This window comes from Marinobacter sp. B-21 (assembly GCF_056857895.1).
Genome location: NZ_JBSXNZ010000060.1, coordinates 96,087 through 119,966, shown reverse-complemented (window position 1 = coordinate 119,966; position 23,880 = coordinate 96,087). Strand labels below are relative to the sequence as shown.

The following is a 23,880-nucleotide window of genomic DNA, read 5'->3' as shown; positions in this document are numbered from 1 at the left end:
AAGAAACTAATGGCCGTTTTGTTCATAAAGTTCACGGGCAATCCGCGCCACCGTGCATTACCCTGATGAGCAAACGACAACAACACCAGCAGTCCGTATCGTGTTCCGAAAAACCAAACTCAAAACCCGCATGATTCTCACCCTCGGGCTCGTCGGTGCCTTACAGACGATCCTGATTGGCGTGTTTGCCGGCTATTACCTGAGCGAATCCCTGTACGACGAGATCGGCCAGCGGGCCTTGATGGTCGCCAAGACCGTGGCCGCCACACCGGCGGTGATTTCAGGCATTCAGAACCGGGATGTGCCAGAACTCAATCACCTGGCGGCCCGGCTGGCGAAAACCAACGAAGCCCTGTTTATCGTGATCGGTGATCAGAAGGCCATCCGCCTGGCCCACCCGGATCCAACCCGATTGGGTCACTCCATGGCAGACGACGATGGTGATTATGGCCGCCAGGCCCTTGTACATGGTGAAGCCTATGTGGCCAGAGCTCTGGGCAGCCTGGGCGAGTCCATGCGCGGCAAGGCGCCGGTGATAATACCGGGCACCGGCGAGATCATCGGTATTGTGTCGGTGGGCTACAGTCTGGCGCAGGTTGAAGCCACCATTGCACGGTACAATTTTGTGCTTTACGGGGTGATCGGTGTGATGCTGATGATCACTATCCTCCTGGCCATTGTGATTGCCGGTCGGTTCAAACGGGCGATCTTTGGCCTGGAACCCGAGGAAATCGCCCGGCTGTTCCGGGAACGGGATGCAACGCTGCAATCGGTTCGTGAAGGCATCATTGCCATCAACCGGGAAGGTCTGATTACCACCGTCAACCGCACCGCCCTGGACACCCTGGGGCTGAAACCGGAAACACCCCTGGCCGGCCAGCCGGTGCTTTCGGTATTACCGGAAAGCGACCTGTTGTCGGTGCTGGAGTCCGGCATTCCTGATTTCGACCGGGAGGTATGGCTGCGTGGCCGGCAAATGATTGTGAACCGGCTCCCGGTGCGGGACGACAGCGACATCATTGGCGTGGTGGCCAGTTTCCGGCTCCGTGATGAGGTGGACCAGGTCAGCCGCCAGCTGACCCGCATCCAGCAATACGCCGATGCCTTGCGTAGCCAGACCCACGAGTACTCCAACAAACTGCACACCATTGCCGGCCTGATCCAGATTGGCGCCACCGACGAGGCCCTGGCCCTGATCGGGAGCGAGGTCAGCGATCACCAGGCACTGCTGCACCTGCTGCTGGACGCGGTGCCCGACCCGGTCCTGGCCGGCTGCCTGCTGGGCAAATACAACCGGGCCCGGGAAATGGGCCTGCACCTGGACATTGATCCGGGCAGCCAGATGGCTGACATTCCCGAGCAGTTGCCCAGAGACCAACTGGTCAGCGTTCTCGGCAACCTGATCGACAACGCCCTGGAAGCAACCCGGTTGCACACTGGCGAAGGTGGCCGTGTCCAGCTCTCCATGACCGATCTCGGTCAGGAACTGATCTTCGAGGTGGAAGACCAGGGGCCCGGTATTCCCCAGGCGGCCCAGCAGAAGATTTTCGAGAAGGGGGTTAGCAGCAAGGAGGGCGATGAACACGGTATTGGTCTCCACCTTGTGCGATTATTCCTTAACCGCTGGGGCGGCTCAGTCATTGTTGAAAGCCTGTCGACCGGAGGTAGCCGCTTTACTCTATACTTACCCAAGACACCGGAAGCGAGGAAAACCAGTTGACCCCCATTCGACTCCTGATCATCGAGGATGACCGCAAAATAGCGGAGATTCAGCGACGGTTCGTAGAACGACTGGAGCAGGTCGAACTCTGCGGCATCGCCCACACCCTGGCCGACGCCCGGGATCAGATTGATGTTCTGACACCGGACCTGATCCTGCTGGACGTGTACTTTCCAGACGGCAATGGCCTTGAGTTATTGCGGGAACTACGGGCGGCAGACAGCGGCAGTGATGTCATCCTGATTACCGCCGCCAAGGAAGTCGACACCCTGCGCAGCGCTCTTCGGGGCGGCGTGTTCGACTACATTCTCAAACCTCTCGTTTTCGAACGGCTGCAGGAGGCTGTCAACCGGTACCGTGAACACCGGGAGCGGTTGTCCGGTCTGCACCAGGTCGCCCAGAAGGAAGTGGACGCACTACTACCCCGAAGCACCAGTGACGACACCTCCTCCGGGGACGAACGCCTGCCCAAAGGCATTGATGCGCTGACCCTCGACAAGATCCGGGAGGTGATGGCGAGCGGCGGCCACCAAAGCGCTGAAGAGGTTGGAGGCGCCATCGGGGCCTCGCGCACCACTGCCCGCCGCTATCTGGAGTATCTGGTTGGATCCGGGGAACTGTCGGCGGAAGTCACCTACGGCAGTGTCGGGCGCCCGGAACGGCGATACTGTCCCCACCATCACTGAACCGGGGCTCCGTTTAAAGTCGCGTGAGCGCCGCCAGGACGCGGTTCCGACAATCGCAGCCAGTCCACTGCGAGGTCTGTTTGCCAGGCACCTGCCGTACGATTGACTATTATCAAGTGAAATGGCCGGCAAACGATTGAGGCACTGCCCATGGTGGAGCGCTTACAATGCCCGGAGGGCCTCCGGTTACTGCTTACCCCGAACCGTTCCCTGAGCTGGAAAGGCAACATCAGGGTCTGGCTGTGCCTTTTTGCTGTCTCCGCCGTCACCACCACAGGCTTCAGTCTCGCGGGTGCCTGGGTGATCATTCCTTTTGCCGGCCTGGAACTAATCGCACTGGCATCCGGCATCTACCTTACTTCCCGCGATTGTCAGCGGCGGGAAGTGCTGACCATCGACGATACCGATATCCACATCGAGAAAGGCAGGGAGCGGAAACAGGCGGAGTGGACCCTGCCGAGACGGTATGCCCGCCTCCGGGTCAATGCTCCGGAACATCCGTTTGCTCCGGCGAAACTGGCGCTCACTCATCGCGATATGGATGTTCCTCTGGGGCAGTTCCTCAACATTGACGACACCACCATTCTCGTTGAACTTCTGGAATCCCGTGGAGTGGCTATAGAACGTAAAGAGCCCGATTCGCAAATCGGGCTCTGGTTCTGAGTTCCTTTCAGGGATAACCCCCAGCAGTTATTCGTAATGGGCCACAATCCTGTCGATTTCGCCCGCCTTGCGTGCCTCATCCAGCGCCTGCTGCAAATCCGCGATGATGGCCGGATCTGTGTTGGTGCTGAAGGCCAGATACATGGGCGTCTCGCGAAACACCAGCACCGGCTTGAGGCCGGTAATACCATGCTCTTCTTCAGCCACCAGCGGACCGACAAGGCCATCGGTCACCCACAGATCCGCCTGGCCCAGCGTCAGGCGACGTGCATTGACATCACCCGAGATGCCCATAACAACATTGAAGCCCTGGTCCACCAGATACCCGGACATGACATCGCCCTTGTAGCCGGCAATTCTCAGATCCCTGGCATCTTCCAGCGAATCCAGTGTAATGTCGGAGTCCGGTGCGCCAAATAACGTCCATTTGATGGACGCCAGTGGCCCTACCCACTGGAACTGATCTTCCCGCTGATCGGTCCGGGCCGTGCAGAAAAGGCCATGATTTTCCCGATCCTGAACCCAGTCGTAGGCATAGCTCCAGTCCCGCATTTTCATCACGTAATCGTATTCCACACGGGCAAGTATGGCCTTCACCATATCGGTACAAATACCGGTAATGTCTTCTTCGCTGTGGGCGAAGCCTTTTCCGGATTCAGAGGTGTTATAGGGCGGGTAGTTTTCAGTAAAAATATACAGGCGTTCGGCCGCCAGAGCGGTCTGGCCGAGAGCAGACATTGCCAGCGCCATCACGCCGCATTTAATGCCTCTCATAACCTTTGAGGAGACCGATTCACGTTCAGTGGGCATTCTCTTGTCCTTTTCGACGATTCAGATGGAATGAAGATCGAGCGCCTGGAATCAATTCAGCGATAGCCATAGGCAGCAATATGGTTGAAAAAGCGGCAGTTTGGCACTTAACGCCAGCCATTATGGTCAATTCTGCCAGTAAAACCCATGATTGCGCGTCCCGCTGAAAAAGTCAGTGACAAAACGTATCTGAAAAGAGTGCCCGGGGGTTCAAAGGCCGCCGGCGGGCCATCGTTGGTCCCTGTCTTTGGTCGTCGGGTTTCGTTTGGCTGGCCTGTATTGAAATTGACGTCTCAAGGGAGACTGGGCAAACTCAATCGGGCACGTTTCCCACGATCATTTCCTCCCAATAATGAACAACAAGGCAAGTGCCATGGATTTTGTCAGAACCCCCGAAAAACGCTTTGAACGCCTGCTGGATTATCCCTTTGCCCCGCATTATGTGGAGTTGGATGGGCTGCGCATGCACTACGTGGATGAGGGCCCAGCCGAAGCCAGCCCGGTCCTCATGATGCATGGTGAACCCTCCTGGTCCTATCTTTACCGCCACATGATTCCGGTCTGTGCGGCGGCCGGCCACCGGGTGATCGCACCGGATCTGATCGGCTTCGGCAAATCGGACAAACCAACAGCCATCGATGATTACAGCTATCAGCAGCACATGGACTGGATGCAGGCGTTCATTGACCAACTGGAACTGGAAAACATTACGCTGGTGTGCCAGGACTGGGGGTCTTTGCTCGGCTTGCGGCTCGCGGCAGAAAACCCGGACCGTTTCCGGGCCATCGTGGTGGGTAACGGGATGCTGCCAACCGGAGACCAGAAAGCGCCGCCGGCCTTCAGGATCTGGAAGAACTTCGCGCTGCACAGCCCGTGGTTCCCCATTGCCCGGATCATCAACACCGGCTCGTTCCGGAAACTGGGCCCCGATGAACTGCGAGCCTATGACGCACCTTTTCCAAACAAGAAATACAAAGTGGGTGCTCGGGCCTTCCCACGCCTGGTTCCGATGCACCCGAACGACCCGGCGAGCGAGGCCAACCGTAACGCCTGGAAGGTACTGGAGCGCTGGGAAAAGCCTTTTCTGACCACCTTCAGCAATGGCGACCCGATTACCCGCGGGGGTGATGCCTATATGCAAAAGCGAGTTCCGGGCGCGAAAGGCCAGCCCCATGTCACCCTAAAGGGTGGTCACTTTCTTCAGGAGGATTCACCCGTGCCCTTTGCCCGGGCAATCAATAACCTGCTCGCCACCCTGACCTGACCGGTGCCACTCAGTCCTGGCCGACCGGCATCCTGGGCCGGTAGTGCCAGGACGACCAGCTATACAGCCCCAGTGCGATCCAGATCACCACAAAGCTGACCAGTTGGACATCGCTCAATGGCTCGCCGAACACCAGTAGCGCAATAAAAAACTGCAGGGTCGGGTTGATGTACATCAGGAAGCCGACCGTCGCCAATCGCAAACGCCGGGCGGCGCCTGCGAACAGCAGCAACGGGATGGCAGTGACAATGCCACTGGCCATCAGCAGGGCAGCGATGTAAGCACTGTTGCCAAAATGGGACAGCCCTTCGCGCGCGAGCCAGCCAAAGGCAAGCAGGCCCACGGGAAGCAGTAGCATGGTTTCCACGAACAGGCCGGACAGACCATCCAGTACCACCTGTTTGCGCAGCAGGCCATAGGTTCCAAAGCTGACAGCCAGCGCCAGGGAGATCCACGGCAGTTGCCCGAGCATCACCAACTGGATAAGGATACCTATGCCCGCCAGCACCACGGCGGTCATCTGCCATGGCCCCATGCGCTCACGAAGCACCAGCATACCCAGGGCAACATTCACCAGCGGGGTCAGGAAATAGCCGAGACTGGCCTGCAGAACATGGCGGGTTTCCACGGAATAGATATAGATGCCCCAGTTAGCCGCAATGAGCAAGGCGCAGCCCAGCACCCGCCAGAGCTGTGCCGGGTTGGCGAGGGCGGCCCGCACTGCGGACCAGCGCTGAAGCCCACTGATGACAAGGGCAAGGAAAACGCAGGACCAGATTATCCGGTGAATCAGGATCTCAAACGCCGGCACCCCCTCAAACAGGGCGAAGAACAGAGGGAAACAGCCCCAGATGGTATAGGCACTAAGACCATACCAGACGCCTTTGGTCACTTCCGTCATCCGTGAATCATTCCGGGAATCCTTGTTAAGCCGGTTTTTTCTGGGTAACCACCAAGGCCACGCCGACAATCGCAATCAGGCCGCCCGTCATGGCAAGCCCACCCAGTCGCTCATCAAACAGCAGATAGGCTTCCAGCGCGGTTACCGGCGGCACCAGGTAAAACAGACTGGCAACCTGAGAGGCGGCGCCCTGGCGGATCAGCCACATCAGTAGCAGGATGGCGCCGATCGACACCCCGAACACCAGCCAGGCCATGGATAACTGGAGTTGCAGGCTCCACTCCACCTCGCGGGTTTCCAGGGTGAATGCGCCGATCGCAAAGAACGTGGCTGCGGCGGCGTACTGAATCAGGGTGCCCGCCACCAGATCGGCGCCGGTGCCATGACGCTTCTGGTAAACCGTGCCCATGGAGATACCCGCAAGTGCAAAAAGCGCCCAGAGCAGGCTCCAGGGTGAAAATCCTGAACCGGCGCCGTTAGCACCAAATTTTTCAAGCAGAACGAGGGCAACACCCACCAGGCCCAGGGCCAGCCCAACCCACTGCCGGGCACTGACGGATTCTTTGAGAATGGCAACGGCCGCAGCCGCGGTCACCAGGGGCTGCAGACCCACGATCAATGACACGATCCCTGAGGCCATGCCCCCCTGGATGGCGTAATACACGCCGCCGAGATAGCAGCCATGCACCAGCACGCCGGTAACCGCCAGATGGCCGGCACCGCGCCAGCCCGGCCAGCGGGTTTTCATGATCCAGGCCAGCCCCGCAAGCAGCACCAGCGTCATCAGCATGCGGATCAGCAGCAGGGTAAAGGGCTCGGCAAACGGCAAACCATACTTGGCGCCGATAAAACCGGTACTCCACAGCCAGACAAAGAGTGCGGGGACAAAAAACGAGTAGAACAGTGAGCGCATGTATCGCAACCGGATTCGATGTATCTGTCAGTCAGCTTAGTTTATAAGTTAGCAGGCAAACAAAACAGATACAGAAAACCCGTTTCACGACCAGTACAGATTGTCACGGGCGAACCTCAGGGAGCTTCACTTCGATGTCGGGCTCGCCACGATGCCAGTTTCCTCGCCAGGTCACGTCCGGCGTATCGCCAGGCCGGGGCTCAATGGCTATCGAAACGGTTCCGAAGCTGGTCGGTGCCGGTCCGAACCGGATGGGTTTGCCCTGTTCGAGCCAGCGGGGCGGGACGCCCGCACAGAAAACCAGCCGGTCGCCCTCCTCCCGTACGAAGCAGTTGCGTACCATCATTACCCACTCTGCCGATGCCCAGACATGGTGCCCGTCCCCCATACAACCGCCTCCGGTTCCGGGATGAATGGCCTCTGGCCACTGTCCGGTAGGCGATGCCAGCCCGGCGACGGCGTCCACCAGTTCCAGATAACGGAGGTCCCCTGCCCGCAATAGCACCTGGGCAACATGGAATGTCAGGTAGGCATTGAGGCCCGAGTGAATCATGTCCTGGTAGAAGGCCCCTTTCACGAAGCACTTCTCAAGCAGGAATTCGACACAGTCCAGCAACCTCGGGTCATCCGGCCTGCACAGCTGGGTGGGATACCCTATCGCCAGCGAACCGATGGCGCCTGCATCCAGCCGGCGGTAAGGTGACGCCGGCATGCCCGGGCGTTTCAGGCGCTCAGCACAGGTTGCCAGGCTGCGATCAACGGTCTGGGCAAATTCCCGGGCACCGGCGCCGAAGTGCTCGCTGGCTTCCCGGTCGACAGGTCTGAGCAGCTCCTCAGCGGCTTTCAGGCCGGCTATCCCCCAGAAGTCGTCCCAGTAGTAATAGTCATTGGGCCCCAGGTGCTCGGCGCTGAAGCCGGCCGGCAACAGACCTGCATGGGGCTTGTCCAGGGTATCGCTCAGACGCTTTTTCTGGATCCAGCGGGCGCCCTTGCGCACCGGTTCTTGCCATCGACGGTGCAGGGCCCGGCCGGTCAGTTCGTGGAAACGCCTCAGAATCCAGAGCACCTCGCCGTTCGCGTCCCACTCCCCTTCCTGGGAACGGAAATAGCCGTTTTTCAGTTGCCGGTGGGGAAACTGATGCAGCGCGCGCTCGGCGCGGTCCGTCAGCCCGACGCAGAGCAAGGCGTGAATAATGAACGCGGCATCGCGGAACCAGAAGCGCTTGTAGGTGTAGGGGCCGGGATAGACATCCTCCGGTGAGTGCAGCACCAGGGAGTGGATAGCGGCATCGTAGAGGAACTGCCAGGATTCATCGGGGCATTCCAGTTGGGCATACCCTTCCAGGGCACCGAGCCAGCTGTCCGGCCGAATCGCCGGAGCCGACTCGTCCGACAGCGGAACCCTTACGGTAAGCTCCGAGACCTCTCCGGCCCGCATCGGAAACAGCGCCGCTGCCGTGACCATGCCAACATCGCATTTGCCCTGGCTCTGGTCTTGATTGTCCTGGAGGTGAATCCGCACATCGCCCTGCCGATAGTCCGAGACGTGATGACGCTCGGCCGGCCGGCTGAAAAACACGGTCTGCTTTCTATCAACGGTCCAGGCATCGCGCTGCCCCGACAGACTTACCCGATTGATAAAACTGATGCCCTCCGGGTTTGCCGGTCGCAGTGAGAGCACCAGTGAGCCAGAGGTTCCTGACCTCGCCCTCAGCAACAGCTCACAAACCGGCTTGCCATTTTCCACCACGACCCGGGAGCGACTGGTCAGGCTCAACCCGCCCAATTCTGAATCGGTCACTACCACGGGACCATCCTCAAACGCCTGACGCTGCCGGGCAGTCTTGCAGCGGGAGGGCAGCAAGCAGCGGCCGTCATCGGCCAGCACCCAGGCATCCAGAGACCATCCGTCATAAAAAGGTGTCAGCAGGCCCCGGGGATCAACCACCGGCAACTCGGCCACATCCGGCTGTCCGATGGCCGTCCAGTTACGGTTACTCAGGTTGATATGGGTAATGGAAAACGCCCGGGGAATAAACGCCACGTCCCCGGGGTCAAACTGCCGCTCAATCCAGTATGGCCAGACCCAGTCCAGGTTATGCTGAATCACCCGGCTGTTGATCAGTCCCCGGGCATGGAACACCACACCGGCTCTCAGCAATTCAATCGGCTCCCCCACCTCCGAAGGCTGGGCAAAACTGTGCAGTTTTGCCAACAGCGCTATGGGATCCAGAAAACCATGGCGATGGGCCATCCGTTTCACCAGATACCGCCAGGGCAACCACTTCATCCAGCTCATTGCTTCGTCTCCCGGTCCGTTGGCTCGGTCTCGACTTTGTACCGGGCCAGTGCCCGCCGGGCGAGGCGATTGAGAAACACCACCGCCAATACCGTACCTGCGAAACCGGCACCGTAAATAGCCCACTCAAGAGGCGTTCGGCCGGACTCCCTCATTCCCAGAGTCGACAGATCCGCCGCCAGTGAGCCCAGATACACGTTGTGAAGCGAGAACGGAATAACACCAAAAAATGTGCCCGCAACGAAGCCACCAAACGAGAAATTGGTGAGACCGAACAGAAAGTTGGAAAGTTTTCCCGGAAAGAAGGGGATCAGACGCGTCAGCAACACGATTTTCCAGCCATGGGGCGCCATCTCGTTGCTCACCATGGAAAGCCGTGCGCGATTGCGGATATACACATGGGCGTGCTCACCGAGAAAGTGCCTCGCAATCAGGAAAGCGGCCGCCGCCCCCAGTGTGGTGCCGATCACCACATAGGTGGTGCCCTCAAGCACACCGAAGACGAAACCGGCGCCGGTTGTCAGCAGTATGCCCGGGAACAGGAACACCATGGCGAGCACCATGATGCCGATGAACAAAACCGCCGCCCAGAGCCCCTGGGCATCAAACCAGCGCAGCAGGTCCACGACCTGCTTGTGAACGCCCAGCGCGTAGAGCAGACCAACAACCAATCCGACTCCGGCGATGCTGGCCGCCATCCACAGAAACGGCGATTTCTTCCAGTCACTCATGCTCTAACCCTAACGCGAGAGCGCACCGGGTCTCAAAGGGACGAGCCGGCGCCCGTCTGTTCAGGGAGTACTGAGTATCGACTGAAGTTTCTGGGTCAGCTCCACCGCTTCCGCCCCGAGTGGCGTCAGGTAGCCGCCATCCCTCTGGCTGATCAGTCCCTTGGAATACAGGTTCTCCGCGGCCCTCACCATTTCCGGAGCCGCCGAGTGGGCATGCACCTTCAGCCCTTCCTGGTTCGAGGTGGACGGGAACCGACCCAGAAGATTGAGTTCCGCGAGATGATCAACAGAGAATGGCATGGCATTTCCTCGTATTATGGTCAGGGATTTACACTCAGCATAGCCGATTCACACCATGAAGCTTTCACGAATTCTCAGCAACCGTAATGGAATCAGTCGCAGTCAGGCCAATTTCCTGATCGCCTCCGGCCGGGTAACTGTGAACGGCGCCCCATGCAGGGAACCTGCATCTGAGGTCGACCGGTTTGCACGGGTACAGGTGGATGGAGAGATAATTCAGGCCGGCGAGCCCGCCCGCTATCTCATGCTCCACAAACCCGCTGGCTACCTCAGCGCCACGCTCGATGATACGCACAAAACTGTTCTGGATCTGATTGCCCCGGCGTTACGCCCCGACCTGCACATTGCCGGAAGACTGGACCGGGCCAGCACCGGCCTGCTGATCCTCACCAACGACGGCCAATGGTCACGGCTGCTCACGGAGCCCCGGGTCAAGATCCCGAAGGTGTATCGGGTAACCACCGCCGGCCCTATATCGAAGCAGACAGAAACGTTGTTTGCCCAGGGCATCTGGTTTGAATTCGAACAACTGACGACCTCGCCGGCCCAGCTGGACGTACTCGACACCCGGGAAGCGCGGGTTACGATCTATGAAGGGCGCTATCATCAGGTAAAGCGAATGTTCCATGCCGCGGGCAACCGCGTAACTGCCCTGCATCGGGAAAGCATGGGGGACATCCGGCTGGACGAAGCGCTGCCACCGGGTGATTACCGGCCCCTGACTATCCAGGAGGTCTGCTCCGTCCGCAATTGATCTGGCCTGGCCCCAGCTTGTGCCTGGGGCTCAATGGAGGCGACGGCGATCCGGTCAGATGCTGCCAGCCCGCTTGTCCGGTTCCTCTTCAAGCTCCTCCTCGGTATCACTCCACTGCTCCGAAAGAGCTTCATAGGCCTCGGAAAACCCCTTACGGGCACGTTCCCATGCAGATGCTGAACTGGCTTTGAGCTCCTGATACCAGTTCTGCACACGCGCCCGTTGTTCCCGCAGTGATTCCAGGCTCTTCTGGGAGCGCTCCCGGGCGAGGTCGCTCATGTCGTCCCAGTTTTCCGAGAGCTGTTGCTCAAGTTCCTCGATGCGCCGATCCAGAGCAGACAGTGTTTTATTGATGGAATCTTCTGCCTGCTCTTTCTGATCGGAACCATACTCTTTCAGGGCCTTACCCAGCTCCCGGGTTTCCTTCTTTAACGCCTCCACAGACGAATCCGAAGACGAATCCGAAGCGGACTCGGCCAGAACGGCCGCTGGGACCATCCCCACAAACACCAGGGTAAGCACATAAGCTAATGGCTTCATCATCATTAATCACTCCTGAATGTTTCCCTGAACTTTAGCAGCCTTGTCTGGTTACATACACCTTAACTAACCCTAATGCTGACTCACGGCTGACCTGAAAAAAGCCTCTGCACGACGGCGTCGCAGACCTCATCCTGATTCAGCCCTGCGCCTTTCACAATCAGGTCCGCGTAGCGGGAGTACAAGGCAAACCGCTCTTCAAACAACGCCTCCAGGGACTGATCCGGCCGCCGGGAAATGCCCCGCATGCTGTGATCACCGATTCGGTCCATGACCAGATCCAGCGGTATATCCAGAAAGACCACTGTCCCGTTCGCCTTGAGGTGCGCCATGGCACGGGCGCTGTAGACTGCACTGCCGCCGGTGCTGATCACTTTGTGCTGAACATCCAGCTTGAGCAACACCTGCTCCTCGATGTGGCGCAGGGCTTCATAGCCATCCTGGTCTATAATTTCCTGCAGGGTGCGCCCGGCGTCTTCCTGGATGAGCAGATCGGTATCGATGAACCCCAGTCCCAGTCGCTTGGCCAGCAACACCCCAACGGTGCTCTTGCCGCTACCGGGCATGCCGATAAGAACAAGGTTTCGGGTGTTGGTCTGGTTATCCATGATTTTTCCCGGTAAATGAGAACTGGCTGGCGATACCCGGAACGTAACATTTTTCCGACAAAGTGCGCGCTTTATTCAACCTCGCAAGGCCGTATAATCCCGGGAAAGCCGGCTTGCAAGAACGCCTTGAGCCGACCGTTGACCGCATCTTTCACGAGTGAATCATGATAACCGGCAGATCACGACTGATCCCATCACTGGCCGCTTTGCTGTTTGGCCTTTCCGCACCCATCCTGGCGGATGGCATCAAGCGCATTGCCCACCCGGATGGCACGGTCGAATTCACCAACGTGAAAAGCACCAGCCAACCCCGGGCCTCCACCGGTAACGATACGGTTTACCGGTACACGGATGAAAACGGCGTGGTGGCCTACAGCGGCATCCAGCCAGCCGGCGCGGAGTTCGATGTCATCAGGTTTCATTGCTATGCGTGTGATCCGGAGTCCACGGTAGACTGGCGCAAGACACCGCTTTTCACCAAACCTTTCCGATCAGAGATCCAGTCAGCCGCCCGGGAATTTGGTGTCGATCCGGCCCTGGTCCGAGCTGTCATTCACGCCGAATCAGCCTTCAACGAGAAAGCGCTTTCGCCGATTGGCGCCCAGGGGCTGATGCAGCTTATGCCTGGCACGGCTGAGGAGCTTGGCGTCCGCAACGCACTGGCCGCGGCGGAGAACATCCGGGGCGGCGTCCACTACCTGGCAAGGATGCTCAACCGTTTTAACGGCGATACCCGACTGGCCACCGCCGCCTACAATGCCGGTCCCGGCGCTGTGAGCCGTTACCGGGACGTTCCCCCATACGCCGAAACGAAGGCCTATGTCGAGAGGGTTGGCATCCTCCACGAGCGCTACGCTGCCCGATAGGCCCTTTGGAGGTCAGAAACCAATGAACTTCAAACGTCTGGAATCCTTTATCTGGGTGGCCACACTCGGGAGCTTTCGCAAGGCCGCCGAACGTCAGTACACAACCCAGCCTGCCATTTCCAACCGCATCGCCGCACTCGAGGAAGAGCTGGGCGTCAAGCTGTTCGAGCGGGAGTCAGGCCATACACAGTTGACCAGCAAGGGGCAGGAATTGCTGCCCTACGCCGAAAAAATTGTTTTCATGGCCCAGCAGCTGCGTAAACGGGCCGACCGGGTTGCCCTGCTGTCCGGCATTCTTCGGCTGGGCGTCTCGGAAACCATTGTCCATTCGTGGCTGCCCCGTTTCTTTCGGGAGTTGAACGAGACAGTACCCAACCTTGATGTTGAGATAACCGTGGATGTTACCGGGAATCTTCGCACCGGTTTGCTGGACCGGAGTCTGGATCTGGCCTTCCTGATGGGCCCGGTCTCCGAACCGAAGATCGAAAACCGCGAGCTCTGCAGCTTTCCACTGGTATGGGTGGCCAGCCCGGAGCTGAACCTGCCCGACAGTCGCCTGGATCTCAAGGAACTGGCGCAATGGCCCATCATCACCTACGCCAGAAATACCAGACCATTTGCCGAGATCAGCCAGAAGTTCAGTGAACTCGACGAACTGCCCGCCCGGTTCTATTCGTCCAGTTCCCTCGCCGCCTGCCGGCAATTAACCCTGGATGGCATCGGCATTTCCACGCTCCCCCTGAGCGTGATCGAGCACGAACTGGACAACGGCAGACTGGTTCAACTCCAGACATCATGGACGCCATCGGAACTTGCCTTTACCGCCTCTTACCCAGGCGTCCCCTTTAACCCGGTCGCGGAGCTGGCAGCCAACCTGGCTGTCAGGGTCTCCAGTGAGTATGCACAAGCGCCTCATCACGAAATGTTATCGTCAGGTCTAAAAAACGATAATTAGACATTTTCACGGCTCGGTATACCCTGAAAATTAGTTGCAGATAACAATTTCAATCAGGGGTTACCGACATGCACACAAGTGCGTATTCCGATTTCAAGGCCAGCCTGCTTGAGCAGGCCTCAGAACTGCGGGCACGCATTCGCTCGGGTACGCACACCGCCACCACAAGCGGAGTCGCGAACAGCCTGCTTCAGGGCAACGTGGTCATCCTGCCCTCCGAGTGGGCGGGAGAATTTCTTCTATACTGTCAGAATAACCCGGTTGCCTGCCCGCTGATCGGCGTTTCCCGGCCCGGCGACCCGAACCTGCCTGACCTGGGCCAGGACCTGGATATCCGCACCGATGTACCCGAGTACCAGGTCTTCAGGAATGGCGAGCGCAGTGAAAAAGTCAGTGACATTAAAAGCCTGTGGCAGGACGATTTCGTTACCTTTGTTCTTGGCTGTTCGTTTTCCTTCGAAGACGCCCTGAGCCGGGCAGGCCTCTCGGTGAGAAACGTCGAACAGGGCCTGAATGTTTCCATGTTCCGCTCAAACATTACCACCCGACCCTCAGGCCGATTCCACGGCAACATGGTGGTTTCAATGCGCCCTTTCGCCAGTGCCGATGCCATCCGGGCGATCCAGGTGACGACACGCCTTCCCAAGGCCCATGGAGCACCCGTACACATTGGCGATCCGGAACTGATTGGAATTCAGGACATCAACAAACCCGATTTCGGAGATCCGGTAACCATCCGGCCGGGCGAGCTTCCGCTGTTCTGGGCCTGCGGAGTTACCCCCCAGTTGGCTCTGGAACATGCCCGCCTGCCGATCGCAATAACCCACGTACCGGGAAAAATGCTGCTGACAGAGCGGCTGAATGAAGAGCTGGCGGTACTCTGAGCCACCAGACCCTTTGAAGGTGACAACAACAAAAGCACAGGAGATTCGTTATGTTTAAACAACTCGCTACAGCCACCCTGGTTACCGGGGCGCTGTTCACCTCATCCGTCCAGGCCGACCAGTGGCACATGCCGACGCCCTATGGCGACGCCAACCTGCCCACCCAGATCGCCTATGAGTTTGCCGAGGACATCAAAAACGGCACGGATGGCGACATCGACATCACAGTTCACTCTGGCGCGTCCCTGGTCAAGCACCCGGAAATCCCGAGAGCCGTCCGGACCGGTCAGGTGCAACTGGGAGAGATTTTCATCGGCATCATGGGTAACACTCATCCGGTCTTCAAGCACGATAACATTCCGTTCCTGGCAACAACCTTTGAAGACGCCGAAAAGCTCTGGGAAGCCGCAAAACCCGAGATTGAGAAACAGCTGGACAAGGAAGGCATGACGCTGCTGTACGCTGTCCCCTGGCCGGCCCAGAGCCTCTACACCCAGGCACCGGTAAACACACTGGAAGATCTCAGGGGCCTGAAGATGCGCGCCTACAGCCCGTCGACTTCGCGCCTCGCGGACCTGATGAACACAACACCCACCACCGTACAGGTTCCCGAAATTCCGCAGGCGTTCAGCACCGGTATTATTGACGCGATGATCACCTCACCATCCACCGGCGCCAACGGCCAGGCGTGGGATTACCTCTCCCACTATACTGATATAAAGGCCTGGATTCCCAAGAACGTTGTTGTTGCCAATAAACGGGCGTTCCGCCGGCTGAGCGACGAGCAGCGGAAGGTTATCCTTGATGCTGCCGCCGCGGCCGAAGAGAAAGGCTGGAAAGGCGTTCGCAAAACCGCCGCCGAAGACACGGCAACCCTTGCAGAACATGGCATCATCGTCTCCGAACCGTCGGATGAACTGATGGCCGAGCTTCAGAAGATCGGGGACATCATGGTGAAGGAGTGGGAGCAGGAAGCTCCGGAGGAAGTCGGCGCCATTCTGTCCCGCTATCGCTGAAGATTCATTCACAGGGAGCTTCCTGACGGCTCAGGGGCTCCCCTGAGAGGCATCGGTCATGAGCTCTCTTCGAGACAAGTTCTACCTGGCATCCGGCTACGCATCGGGCTTCTGTATCGCGCTGATCATGGTGGTGATCCTTGCCCAGATCGTTGGGCGCATATTCGGTTTCATCATTCCATCAGCAGAGAACGTGTCGGGTTACGCCCTCGCCGCATCCACCTTTTTCGGCCTGGCCTACACCTTTCACGAAGGCGGACACATCAGGGTAACACTGGTCATTCAGAAGTGGAGCGGACGCCCGCGTTATATCCAGGAACTGTCAGTGCTGATTTTCGGCTTCGGACTCGCCAGTTACATGACGTTCTATAGCTGGCACATGGTCTGGGAATCCTACATCTTCGGGGAAGTCTCCCACGGCTATATCCCGATACCGCTCTGGATACCCCAGATTCCGGTCGGGCTGGGCATGCTGGCCCTGAACATCGCCATCCTCGACGACCTGATTGCCGTCATCCGGAAGCGCACACCGTCCTACCAGCAGCATGAAAACGAAATCAACCTGGAGGAAGTGTAATGGACGTTGCGTTTCTCTCCATTGTCCTGGCCGTCTCCATGATCCTGATGCTGGCGCTCGGGGTCTGGGTCGCACTGACCCTGGTCGCCATCGGCGTCCTGGGATTGCTTCTCTCCGGAAATGACCAGATTGGCCTGCTGTTTGCCACATCCAGCTGGGGCGCCAGCACTGGCTGGTCGCTGACCGCACTGCCGATGTTTATCTGGATGGGAGAGGTTCTGTTCCGGACGCGGCTGTCCGAGGACCTGTTCAAAGGTCTGGCGCCCTGGATGGGCGGCCTGCCGGGCAAGCTGCTGCATGTGAATATCCTAAGCTGCGGCATTTTCGCCGCCGTCTCAGGTTCTTCCGCAGCCACCGCGGCAACCATCGGTCGCATGACACTGCCGGAACTGAAAGCTCTGGGGTACAGCGACAAAATGGCGGTAGGCACCCTGGCCGGCTCGGGCACACTGGGGCTCCTGATCCCACCGTCCATCATTCTGATTGTCTATGGCGTTGCCGCGGAGGTGTCCATCGGCCGGCTGTTCGTCGCCGGCACACTGCCCGGGCTCATGCTGGTCATCATGTTCATGGGCTACACCATGATCTGGGCAGCCCTGAACAAAGATCAACTGCCCAAGAGCAAAAAGGAACACATTTCGTTTAGCGCCAAAATCAAGGCACTGAGAATGCTGCTTCCGATTCTCGGGCTGATCATTTTTGTGCTGGGTTCTATCTATACCGGTTTTGCGACACCGACCGAGGCGGCGGCCCTGGGTGTCTTCGGCGCCCTGATTCTTGCGGCGACGACCGGCTCCCTGAGTGTCCGGAGCTTTCAGGACAGCCTGCTGGGCGCCGTAATAAGCTCCTGCATGATTGGCCTGATCCTGGTTGGCGCGCATTTCCTGACGCTGTCCATGGGTTTTCTCGGCATCCCCAGGGAGCTGGCTGCCTGGATCGGCGGCATGTCCTTGTCCTCGTTTGAGCTTCTGGTAAGCCTTACGATCCTGTTTGTTCTCCTTGGTTGCTTCCTCGACGGTATCTCCGTCGTGGTTCTCACCGTGGCGGTTGTCATGCCAATGGTTCAGCAGGCGGGCATCGATCTGCTCTGGTTCGGTATCTTTATCGTACTGGTGGTTGAGATGGCCCAGATTACGCCCCCGGTGGGCTTCAACCTGTTCGTCATCCAGTCCCTGACAGGCAAGGACATTCTTTACGTTGCCCGGGCAGCGCTGCCTTTCTTCCTGCTGATCATGGCGGCGCTTTTCCTGATCGGCTGGTTCCCGGAGATTGCCACCTATCTGCCTCAGACCATGAGTCAGAGATAATGCACCAAACAACGTTTTCCGGAGATACGCGATGAAACTTAATTGCGACATGGGTGAGAGTTTCGGCACCTGGACCAAGGGCATGGACGCCGAAGTCATGCCCTACATTGACATGGCCAGCATCGCCTGCGGTTTCCACGCCTCCGATCCACTGACCATGGACCATACCGTGAAGCTGGCGCTGGCCCGGAACGTGACGATCGGCGCCCACCCCGGCTACCCGGATCTGCTGGGGTTCGGCCGCCGGGACATGGACTGCCGGCCGGACGAGCTCAAGGCCATTCTGGTGTACCAGATGGGGGCCCTCGATGGCATTTGCCGGGTTCACGGCGCGGCCATCGAATACGTGAAGCCCCACGGCGCTCTCTACAACCGGATGATGGTCGACAACACGACCCTGTCCGTCGTGATGTCGGCCGTCCGGTCCTATGCGCCACACTGCCCCCTGGTGGTCATGGCAACGCCCGAATGGCCGCAGGTTCAGGAGCGGGCTGAAGAATACGGCATTCAGGTCTGGTTCGAGGCGTTTTCAGATCGCGCCTACAGCGACGAGGGCAGACTGGTGAAACGGTCGGTCCGGGGCGCCGTCCACGAGACCACCGAGGCGATCGAACAACAGGTCACGCAGATCATCCGGGAAGGCACCGTCACCACCATTTCCGGAAAGCGGATCCCGATCAAGGCGGACACCATTTGTATTCATGGTGACAGCTACCACGCGGTTGATGCCGCACGGCACATGCGCCGGGTCGTCGAGTCGGCATGAAGATTGAGTCGGTCAATGAAAACACCTGCATGGTGTACCTTGGCGATCAGATCGGCGCTGAGTCCGCAAGGCTGGTGAAACAGGTAACCGACGGAATTCGCCGCTCCATGGCGGATATCCTGGTGGACCTGATCCCCTCGTATACCTCGATTCTGGTGACATGGGATCTTGAAAGCGCCGACCGGTTCGAAATTGCCCGCCGGCTGAGGAGCGCTGCCAGCGAGACTGAAGACGCAAACGCGGAGGGCGCATCAGCACGCGTCGTTGAGCTACCCGTGTACTATGGTGCGGAGGTCGGACTTGACCTGAGCGAGGTCTGCGACTACTCCGGGCTGACGGAGGAAGAGGTTGTCCGCATCCATAGCGAACCGTCGTATCAGGTCTATGCCATCGGGTTCGCTCCGGGTTTTGCCTACCTGGGAAGCACCGATGAACGGATTGCCATTCCGCGGAAATCGACCCCCCGACTGAAAGTACCCACCGGCAGCGTCGGCCTGGCCGGGACACAGACCGCGATTTACCCAAGCTCCACACCGGGTGGCTGGCAGATCATCGGCCGCACGCCGCAACCAATGATTGACTGGGAGAGTGAGTCCCTGGCGCTGGTTCAGGTTGGCGACCAGGTGCGCTTCCGCCCCATCAGCCGGCAGGAATTCATTGACCTGGGAGGAAGCCTTGATGAGCTTTGAGGTTCTCGCCCCCGGCATGCTTGCACTTATGCAGGATTCTGGTCGTCGCGGTTACCAGCACATCGGCGTGACCGCGGGCGGTCCGATGGATGAGTTTGCCTTTTTCTGGGCAAACCGCCTGCTGGACAATGACCTTAACGCTCCCCAGATTGAGATTACTTTTGGCGGGTTCAGCCTGCTGGCGCACGATGACACCAGCATGGCCATCACCGGTGGTGATCTTGGCGCCCGCCTGAACAACCGGGATATCAGACCCTGGCGGACCTATCGGATCAGCCGTGGGGATCGCCTTGAATTCACCGCCCCGGTGAACGGTCTGCGCGCCTATCTTGCGGTCCGCGGGGGATTCAAGCCGGCCATGAAGCTCGGCAGTTGCGCGACGGTCAGTCGGGAAGGTCTGGGAGGATTGCACGGCAACGGTGCGAAACTGGCGAAAGGAGACCGGATCGGGTTCGCAAAAACCGACAACCTGGTTGATGCAGCCCTGCCGGACACCGAAATCCCGGATTACCGTGAGCCACTCCGCCTGGGCCTGCTTCCCGGTTACCAGTTCCGCCACTTTCCCCCTGTTCAGCGCATGAAGTTTTTCTCGGACGACTACGAAGTCACCCAGAACATCGACAGAATGGGTTACCGCCTGCAAGGCGACGCCATTCATTCGGATCTGGACGGGATTGTCTCGGAAGGGATTGCCTATGGGGCGATTCAGGTACCCAGTGACGGTCAGCCAATCGTGCTGATGAAAGACCGCCAGACCATCGGCGGCTACCCCAAGATCGGTTGCCTGAGCGCACTGGATGCTGGTCACCTGGCACAACGGGGGCCAGGAGCCAGCGTCAGCTTTTACCTTGGAGATGTCGCCGGGGCGGAAGCGCAACGGCTGCTGTTCAACCGTCGCCTGCGGCTCGGCGTCAGCGGGGACTGACACCGGCCGGGCTTTCCGGCCACATCCGGTTTACTCGGATGCGGCAATCAGGCTTGCGTTACCACCGGCAGCGGTGGTGTCCACACACAGGTGGCGCTCGATCACGAACCGCTGATCCAGGGTATGCTCGGTGATCAGTGGCAGCAAGGCACCGTCACGCCTGGCCAGGGCCTCGCGATACGCCTTAAGCAAGGCCTGGCCGGCGCAACTCACCACCGCCTCGAAGCCCTCTGCCGTGGCCAATGCTTCCGGCGCCAGCAGCCCTTCAACGCCAACGACCGGCAGTCCTGCCCTGGCGGCGCTGTCTACCGTTTCCTGAACACCCGGAGCAATCACGACCACCTTGTTGCCCTGGGACAACGCCGTACCGGCCTGTTCCAGAGCGGTTTCCTTGTCCGGCCCCAGACAGAGCACGACACCACGGGCATGGTTGGACAGGCGGTTGGTCTCGCCCGTTGGTCCCGGCAAAGCTTCCACGTAGGCATCCAGCGGCTCGGGAACCTCCCCGAAGATGGGTCTGAGGGCCTCGGCCCGGGCTTCCGGCTTCGGTGCGCTCAGCTTGTCGAGCTGGCCAATCAGCTTCTGGAGCTGTTTTGCGTCCACCTTTTTGGCGCTCGAATCCGCTTCACGCTCAACTGTCTTACCTTTCAGGAAGCGACGAACGTACTGCGGACCACCCGCCTTGGGACCAGTGCCCGACAGGCCTTCGCCACCAAACGGCTGGGAGCCGACAATGGCGCCGATCTGGTTCCGGTTCACGTAGGTGTTACCCACCCTGATCCGGCTGCTGATGCGTTCCACCCGACGGTCAACCCGGCTGTGGATACCAAAGGTCAGGCCATAGCCCTTGGCGTTGATCGAATCCACCACCTTGTCGATGTTCTTGGCCTCGAAGGTGGCCACATGGAGTACCGGCCCGAAGATTTCTTCTTCCAGCTCCTCGATGCCGCTCACGCTCAGCACCGCCGGAGACACAAACAGCCCCTTCCCGGGAACCGGCAGTTTCTTCAGGAGCTTACCGTTACGCTCGAACTTCTCGCAGTGGTCGACAATCTTCTTGCGGGCGTTCTCGTCGATCACCGGCCCCACATCCGTGGACAGCAACCAGGGATCGCCAATGCCCAGCTCTTCCATGGCACCGAAAAGCATTTCCAGAAGACCGTCGGCAATGTCCTTCTGCACGTACAGCATGCGCAGCGCCGAACAACGCTGGCCGGCGCTCTGGAACGAGGACGCCAGTACGTCACGGACAACCTGCTCCGGCAACGCGGTGGAATCCACAATCATGGCATTCAGGCCACCGGTTTCCGCCACCAGCGGCGCGTCCGGGGCCATGTTTTCGGTCATGACCTTGTTGATGCGCTGGGCGGTTGCGGTGGAGCCGGTGAAGCAGACACCACTGACACGGGAATCGGAGGTCAGCGCGGCGCCGACGGTGGCACCGGTACCCGGAAGCAACTGGATGGCATCTTCGGGAATACCCGCCTGATGCATCAGTTCAACGGCCCGCACCGCCAGCAGGGACGTCTGCTCGGCCGGCTTGGCAACGACAGTATTACCCGCCGCCAGGTTTGCCAGGATCTGCCCGGTGAAAATCGCCAGCGGGAAGTTCCAGGGCGAGATACAACACATTACCCCGCGGGCGTCACCACTGTCCTTGTAGCGGATCGCTTCATTGGCGTAAAACTGGGAAAAATCCACTGCTTCGCGAACTTCGGCAATGGCATCCGCCAGCGATTTCCCGGCCTCGCGGGTGGTCAGTGCGAACAGCTCATCGACGTTTTCCTCATAGAGGTCACCGACCTTGCGAACACAGGCTGCACGCTCTTCCACAGACTTCTGCGACCAGCTCCTGAAGCCTTCCGTCGCCGCAGTAATGGCAGCGTCCACATCCGCTTCAGAGGCCTGTGTGACGTGCCCGACAAGATCATCCGGATCCGCCGGATTGCGCACCACCTGGACTTCGGTACCGGCGACTTCACCGGCGATCACAGGCCCGCCTTTCCAGCGATACTCCCTGTAAGCACCACGACCGTCTTCGATTGCTTTCACGGTGACCGGGTCCGTGATGTCCCAGCCCCTGGAGTTGCGACGGTTCTCACCAAACAGGTTGAACGGATGCACAATCGCCTTGCTGGAGATGTTGTCGCCCATATCTTCCACGCTGACAATGGGGTCTTTCGCGATTTCTTCCGGGCTTATGCTGGTATCGACAATCTGGTTAACAAAGGAGCTGTTGGCCCCGTTCTCCAGAAGTCGACGCACCAGGTACGCCAGCAGATCCTTATGGGGACCAACCGGCGCGTAAATGCGACAGGGCACACCACTGACTTTCAGCACTTCGTTGTGCAGGGACTCGCCCATGCCGTGCAGACGCTGGAATTCGTAATTGTCCACGCCTTTGGTTTTGGCCATTTCCAGAATGGCGGAGACGGAATGGGCGTTATGAGTGGCGAACTGCGGGTATATGCGGTTCGTCATGTTCAGCAGTTTGGTGGCGCAGGAGAGGAAAGCGACATCACTGCAGGCCTTACGGGTGAACACCGGGAAGCCATTCAGGCCCATCACCTGGGCGCGCTTGATTTCGGCATCCCAGTAGGCGCCCTTGACCAGACGCACCATGATCTTGCGGTCGTACTTCTCGGCCAGCCCGTAAATCCAGTCGATCACGAAGGACGAGCGCTTGCCGTAGGCCTGAACCACAATGCCAAAGCCATCCCATCCGGCCAGCTCAGGGTCCGACACCAGCGCTTCAATGACGTCGAGGGACAGATCAAGACGGTCCTGCTCTTCAGCGTCGATATTGAACCCCATATTGGCGGCCGCCGCCTTCCTGACCAGTTCGCGGGCACGGGGCAGCAACTCGTTCATCACCCGCTCCTTGTTGCCGTACTCGTAACGGGCCAACAGGGCCGACAGCTTCACGGAAATGCCCGGATTCTTGCGCACATCGCCCTTGCTCGCCCTGGCGATGCTGTCGATCGCATTGGAGTAGGCGTCGTAGTAGCGCTTGGCGTCGTCATCCGTGCGGGCAGCTTCACCCAGCATGTCATAGGAATAGGTATAGCCCTTGGCCATGTAGTCCTTGGCTTCGTCCTGGGCTTCATCGATGTCGCGGCCCAGTACGAACTGGCGGCCCATCTCTTTCATCGCCTGGCCAGCGACAGTACGAATCACCGGCTCACCAAAACGCTTGAGCAGCTTGCGCAGGGTTTCGCCCACGGTGTTGCGCTCGGAATCCTTGAGCAGGTTGCTGGTCATCAGCAAGGCAACGGTCGCGGTGTTGATAAGCGATGATGATGCCTTGCCCACGTGACTGCCCCAGGCACCCGACGTAATCTTGTCTTCAATCAGTTCGTGGATGGTGGTGTTATCAGGCACGCGCAACAGCGCCTCAGCCAGACACATCAGGGCAACGCCTTCCCTGGTGGTCAGGCCATACTCCGCCAGGAACTTCTCCATGATGGTGGACTTGGCGTTATTGCGGACGTTGCGTACCAGGTCGGCCGCACGGGTGGAAATGGCATCCCGCTCAGCCTGGGACAACTGGGCGCCAGCAATCATCTCGTGGATCACCTTGTGCTCATCAGCAAGAATGTATTCACGGATCGCCTGCCGGCTATCAACAAGCTCTGGCGTCTCTGATTGCTGCGGTCTCATAGCTGTACCCTCTTAGTTGTTTGTCTCCCCGGCATTCTACCGATAT

General features: G+C 59.1%; 23 protein-coding genes. 14 read left to right on the top strand and 9 right to left on the bottom strand.

Annotation, left to right across the window (positions count from 1 at the left end; translation table 11 throughout):
* Positions 1-100 precede the first annotated feature (100 nt).
* From AC13C0_RS06740 to AC13C0_RS06730, 3 genes are all read left to right on the top strand, one after another.
* Complete coding sequence (locus AC13C0_RS06740) at positions 101-1,720, top strand: ATP-binding protein (RefSeq protein WP_482954173.1); 1,620 nt, start codon at positions 101-103, stop codon at positions 1,718-1,720.
* Complete coding sequence (locus AC13C0_RS06735; RefSeq protein ID WP_482954172.1) at positions 1,717-2,406, top strand: response regulator; 690 nt, start codon at positions 1,717-1,719, stop codon at positions 2,404-2,406. Before AC13C0_RS06740 ends, AC13C0_RS06735 begins: the two co-directional genes overlap by 4 nt.
* A 150-nt stretch (positions 2,407-2,556) precedes the next feature.
* Positions 2,557-3,069: a DUF2244 domain-containing protein gene (locus AC13C0_RS06730; protein WP_341582449.1), complete on the top strand. Its 513-nt coding sequence runs from the start codon at positions 2,557-2,559 to the stop codon at positions 3,067-3,069.
* A gap of 27 nt (positions 3,070-3,096) precedes the next feature.
* Here the strand turns inward: AC13C0_RS06730 and AC13C0_RS06725 are convergent, their stop codons facing one another.
* Positions 3,097-3,879, bottom strand: a complete 783-nt coding sequence (locus AC13C0_RS06725; RefSeq protein ID WP_341582450.1) for a substrate-binding periplasmic protein — start codon at positions 3,877-3,879, stop codon at positions 3,097-3,099.
* A gap of 373 nt (positions 3,880-4,252) precedes the next feature.
* Here AC13C0_RS06725 and AC13C0_RS06720 point away from each other — a divergent pair, with 373 nt between their 5' ends.
* Positions 4,253-5,143 (top strand): haloalkane dehalogenase, encoded by an 891-nt coding sequence (locus tag AC13C0_RS06720; protein ID WP_117617945.1) that lies wholly within the window; start codon positions 4,253-4,255, stop codon positions 5,141-5,143.
* A gap of 10 nt (positions 5,144-5,153) precedes the next feature.
* Here the strand turns inward: AC13C0_RS06720 and rarD are convergent, their stop codons facing one another.
* From rarD to AC13C0_RS06695, 5 genes are all read right to left on the bottom strand, one after another.
* Entirely contained in the window at positions 5,154-6,044 is an 891-nt protein-coding gene (rarD, locus tag AC13C0_RS06715) for an EamA family transporter RarD (protein WP_117617946.1), read from the bottom strand.
* A gap of 25 nt (positions 6,045-6,069) precedes the next feature.
* Positions 6,070-6,957: a DMT family transporter gene (locus AC13C0_RS06710; RefSeq protein ID WP_117617947.1), complete on the bottom strand. Its 888-nt coding sequence runs from the start codon at positions 6,955-6,957 to the stop codon at positions 6,070-6,072.
* 103 nt (positions 6,958-7,060) lie between these two features.
* A complete protein-coding gene (locus tag AC13C0_RS06705; RefSeq protein WP_482954171.1) occupies positions 7,061-9,256 on the bottom strand; it encodes a hypothetical protein in 2,196 nt (731 codons plus the stop codon).
* A complete protein-coding gene (locus AC13C0_RS06700; protein ID WP_117617949.1) occupies positions 9,253-9,987 on the bottom strand; it encodes a TVP38/TMEM64 family protein in 735 nt (244 codons plus the stop codon). The genes AC13C0_RS06705 and AC13C0_RS06700 overlap by 4 nt, the downstream gene beginning before the upstream one ends.
* A gap of 60 nt (positions 9,988-10,047) precedes the next feature.
* Complete coding sequence (locus AC13C0_RS06695; RefSeq protein WP_117617950.1) at positions 10,048-10,287, bottom strand: TIGR02647 family protein; 240 nt, start codon at positions 10,285-10,287, stop codon at positions 10,048-10,050.
* A 55-nt stretch (positions 10,288-10,342) separates the two neighbouring features.
* Here AC13C0_RS06695 and AC13C0_RS06690 point away from each other — a divergent pair, with 55 nt between their 5' ends.
* Positions 10,343-11,041, top strand: coding sequence for a pseudouridine synthase (locus AC13C0_RS06690; protein WP_482954170.1), 699 nt, complete (start codon positions 10,343-10,345; stop codon positions 11,039-11,041).
* Positions 11,042-11,095: 54 nt separating this feature from the next.
* Here AC13C0_RS06690 and AC13C0_RS06685 read toward each other — a convergent pair whose 3' ends face one another.
* Positions 11,096-11,587 (bottom strand): hypothetical protein, encoded by a 492-nt coding sequence (locus tag AC13C0_RS06685; protein WP_227539471.1) that lies wholly within the window; start codon positions 11,585-11,587, stop codon positions 11,096-11,098.
* A 77-nt stretch (positions 11,588-11,664) separates the two neighbouring features.
* Complete coding sequence (locus AC13C0_RS06680) at positions 11,665-12,189, bottom strand: shikimate kinase (protein WP_117617951.1); 525 nt, start codon at positions 12,187-12,189, stop codon at positions 11,665-11,667.
* A gap of 164 nt (positions 12,190-12,353) precedes the next feature.
* On the opposite strand from AC13C0_RS06680, the gene AC13C0_RS06675 reads away from it, so the two are divergent.
* The 9 genes from AC13C0_RS06675 to AC13C0_RS06635 all read left to right on the top strand — a co-directional run bounded on the left by AC13C0_RS06675 (position 12,354) and on the right by AC13C0_RS06635 (position 20,174).
* Positions 12,354-13,055, top strand: a complete 702-nt coding sequence (locus AC13C0_RS06675; protein ID WP_117617952.1) for a lytic transglycosylase domain-containing protein — start codon at positions 12,354-12,356, stop codon at positions 13,053-13,055.
* Positions 13,056-13,077: 22 nt separating this feature from the next.
* Positions 13,078-14,010 (top strand): LysR family transcriptional regulator, encoded by a 933-nt coding sequence (locus tag AC13C0_RS06670; protein ID WP_117617953.1) that lies wholly within the window; start codon positions 13,078-13,080, stop codon positions 14,008-14,010.
* Between the two features lie 68 nt (positions 14,011-14,078).
* Positions 14,079-14,894 (top strand): putative hydro-lyase, encoded by an 816-nt coding sequence (locus AC13C0_RS06665; RefSeq protein ID WP_117617954.1) that lies wholly within the window; start codon positions 14,079-14,081, stop codon positions 14,892-14,894.
* Positions 14,895-14,944: 50 nt separating this feature from the next.
* The gene (locus AC13C0_RS06660; protein ID WP_117617955.1) at positions 14,945-15,910 is read left to right on the top strand and encodes a TRAP transporter substrate-binding protein; all 966 of its coding nucleotides are present in this window, start codon (positions 14,945-14,947) and stop codon (positions 15,908-15,910) included.
* A 58-nt stretch (positions 15,911-15,968) separates the two neighbouring features.
* Positions 15,969-16,487, top strand: coding sequence for a TRAP transporter small permease (locus AC13C0_RS06655; protein ID WP_117617956.1), 519 nt, complete (start codon positions 15,969-15,971; stop codon positions 16,485-16,487).
* Positions 16,487-17,794, top strand: a complete 1,308-nt coding sequence (locus AC13C0_RS06650; RefSeq protein ID WP_482954169.1) for a TRAP transporter large permease — start codon at positions 16,487-16,489, stop codon at positions 17,792-17,794. Before AC13C0_RS06655 ends, AC13C0_RS06650 begins: the two co-directional genes overlap by 1 nt.
* A 31-nt stretch (positions 17,795-17,825) precedes the next feature.
* A complete protein-coding gene (locus AC13C0_RS06645) occupies positions 17,826-18,560 on the top strand; it encodes a 5-oxoprolinase subunit PxpA (RefSeq protein WP_117617958.1) in 735 nt (244 codons plus the stop codon).
* The gene (gene pxpB / locus AC13C0_RS06640; RefSeq protein ID WP_341582455.1) at positions 18,557-19,249 is read left to right on the top strand and encodes a 5-oxoprolinase subunit PxpB; all 693 of its coding nucleotides are present in this window, start codon (positions 18,557-18,559) and stop codon (positions 19,247-19,249) included. Before AC13C0_RS06645 ends, pxpB begins: the two co-directional genes overlap by 4 nt.
* Positions 19,239-20,174 (top strand): 5-oxoprolinase subunit C family protein, encoded by a 936-nt coding sequence (locus AC13C0_RS06635; RefSeq protein ID WP_482954168.1) that lies wholly within the window; start codon positions 19,239-19,241, stop codon positions 20,172-20,174. The genes pxpB and AC13C0_RS06635 overlap by 11 nt, the downstream gene beginning before the upstream one ends.
* A 30-nt stretch (positions 20,175-20,204) precedes the next feature.
* On the opposite strand, the gene putA is transcribed toward AC13C0_RS06635, so the two are convergent.
* The gene (putA, locus tag AC13C0_RS06630; RefSeq protein WP_482954167.1) at positions 20,205-23,834 is read right to left on the bottom strand and encodes a bifunctional proline dehydrogenase/L-glutamate gamma-semialdehyde dehydrogenase PutA; all 3,630 of its coding nucleotides are present in this window, start codon (positions 23,832-23,834) and stop codon (positions 20,205-20,207) included.
* Positions 23,835-23,880 lie beyond the last annotated feature (46 nt).